Consider the following 1,143-nt stretch of genomic DNA (forward strand, 5'->3'; position numbering starts at 1 on the left):
CATGGCTAAGGAAAAATTTGAACGTAGCAAACCGCACGTAAACGTTGGCACCATCGGTCACGTTGACCATGGTAAAACCACTCTGACTGCTGCTTTGACTACTATTTTGGCTAAAAAATTCGGTGGCGCTGCAAAAGCTTACGACCAAATCGATAACGCTCCTGAAGAAAAAGCCCGTGGTATTACCATTAATACCTCACACGTAGAATACGAAACTGAAACCCGTCACTACGCACACGTAGACTGCCCGGGCCACGCCGACTACGTTAAAAACATGATTACCGGTGCTGCCCAAATGGACGGCGCTATCTTGGTATGTTCCGCAGCTGACGGTCCTATGCCACAAACTCGCGAACACATCCTGTTGGCCCGCCAAGTAGGCGTACCTTACATCATCGTGTTCATGAACAAATGCGACATGGTTGACGATGCCGAGTTGTTGGAACTGGTTGAAATGGAAATTCGTGACCTGCTGTCAAGCTACGACTTCCCGGGTGACGACTGCCCGATCGTACAAGGTTCTGCACTGAAAGCTTTGGAAGGTGATGCTGCTTACGAAGAAAAAATCTTCGAACTGGCCGCTGCTTTGGACAGCTACATCCCAACACCTGAGCGTGCTGTGGACAAACCTTTCTTGTTGCCTATCGAAGACGTATTCTCTATCTCTGGCCGTGGTACAGTAGTAACCGGTCGTGTAGAGCGCGGCATCATCCACGTTGGTGACGAGATCGAAATCGTAGGTCTGAAAGAAACCCAAAAAACCACTTGTACCGGTGTTGAAATGTTCCGTAAACTGCTGGATGAAGGTCAAGCAGGTGACAACGTAGGCGTATTGCTGCGCGGTACTAAACGTGAAGACGTAGAGCGTGGTCAAGTATTGGCTAAACCAGGTACCATTACTCCTCACACCAAGTTCAAAGCAGAAGTATATGTACTGAGCAAAGAAGAGGGTGGCCGTCACACTCCATTCTTCGCTAACTACCGTCCACAATTCTACTTCCGTACTACCGACGTAACTGGTGCAGTTACTTTGGAAGAAGGCGTAGAAATGGTAATGCCGGGTGAGAACGTAACCATTACTGTAGAACTGATTGCACCAATCGCTATGGAAGAAGGTCTGCGCTTTGCGATTCGCGAAGGTGG

The 1,143-nt window shown here is 48.8% G+C and carries 1 protein-coding gene; it reads left to right on the forward strand.

Annotated elements, in window-relative coordinates; all coding sequences use genetic code 11:
* Window position 1 precedes the first annotated feature (1 nt).
* The coding region (gene tuf / locus HMPREF2551_RS00150) for an elongation factor Tu (protein ID WP_002228867.1) at window positions 2-1,143 on the forward strand (1,142 nt) is incomplete at its 3' end.

This window comes from Neisseria sp. HMSC066H01 (assembly GCF_001837375.1).
GTDB lineage: Bacteria > Pseudomonadota > Gammaproteobacteria > Burkholderiales > Neisseriaceae > Neisseria.